Origin of the sequence: Pseudomonas rossensis (assembly GCF_039888995.1) — a bacterium.
In the GTDB taxonomy this organism is placed as follows: domain Bacteria; phylum Pseudomonadota; class Gammaproteobacteria; order Pseudomonadales; family Pseudomonadaceae; genus Aquipseudomonas; species Aquipseudomonas rossensis.
The window spans coordinates 1-952 of sequence record NZ_JBBWCB010000307.1; the positions used below are offsets into that span (position 1 = coordinate 1).

The window sequence follows — 952 nt, forward strand, 5'->3', positions numbered from 1 at the left end:
TGTACAGGCTGGGGAACATGAATGAGCTCCTGAGGGGTAAGATGGCATCATCTTCAGTCAGATCATTGATCTAAATCTAATATAAGTTTTAGGGTCTTTTGATCGAATTTTCGGGATTAATTATGCAGCCGGAGTTTTGGCACAAGCGATGGACGTCGAATCAGATCGGCTTTCACCTGCCGGAAGTAAATCCATATCTGCAACGGTACTGGCCGCAGCTGGGCCTGGAAGAGGGCGCGCGCGTACTGGTGCCGCTATGTGGGAAAAGCCTGGATCTGCTGTGGCTGGCGAAATGCGGTCATGAGGTGTTGGGCGTCGAGTTGTCGGAAAAAGCGGTGGAAGACTTTTTCCACGAGCATCAATTTGATCCGGACGTTAGCGACCAAGGCCCCTTCACTGTCTATCGGGCGGGCTCGATCGAGATCTGGTGTGGTGATTTCTTCGCGTTGACGGCCGGCGATGTCGCTGATTGCAGCGCGCTGTACGACCGCGCTGCGTTGATCGCCTTGCCACCGAAGATGCGGGAACAATACGCCGAGCATCTGAAGCGGATTGTGCCGAAGGATTCGCTGGGGCTGCTGATTACCCTGGATTACGACCAGGCGCAAATGGAGGGGCCGCCCTTTGCAGTGTTGGATGACGAAGTGCAACGGTTGTTCGGTGTTTCGTGGGAGTTGAAGATTCTGGAGGACCAGGACGTTCTGGGCGAAAGCTGGAAGTTCCTGGAAAGCGGTGTTACGCGGCTTGAAGAGCGGATTTATCGCTTGATGAGTTGATGGAACAGCAAGGCACAAAAAAGGGGCGATCAGATGATCGCCCCTTTTTGTATCACCCCAGAGCTATCAGCCCCGACGACGCAGTGCGTCGATACGCTCTTCCAGCGGCGGGTGGCTCATGAACATGCGGGCGAACCCTTGTTTGATGCCACCGTTGATGCCGAAAGCAGTCAGGG

The 952-nt window shown here is 54.6% G+C and carries 1 protein-coding gene and 1 pseudogene; one reads left to right on the forward strand and one right to left on the reverse strand.

The annotated features are described in order from the left end of the window. Positions 1 to 122 precede the first annotated feature (122 nt). The gene (locus WLY71_RS30605; RefSeq protein ID WP_283181146.1) at positions 123 to 776 is read left to right on the forward strand and encodes a thiopurine S-methyltransferase; all 654 of its coding nucleotides are present in this window, start codon (positions 123 to 125) and stop codon (positions 774 to 776) included. A 66-nt stretch (positions 777 to 842) separates the two neighbouring features. Here WLY71_RS30605 and WLY71_RS30610 read toward each other — a convergent pair. Then, positions 843 to 952 (reverse strand): annotated as a pseudogene (locus WLY71_RS30610) (protease HtpX); the annotation flags it as partial.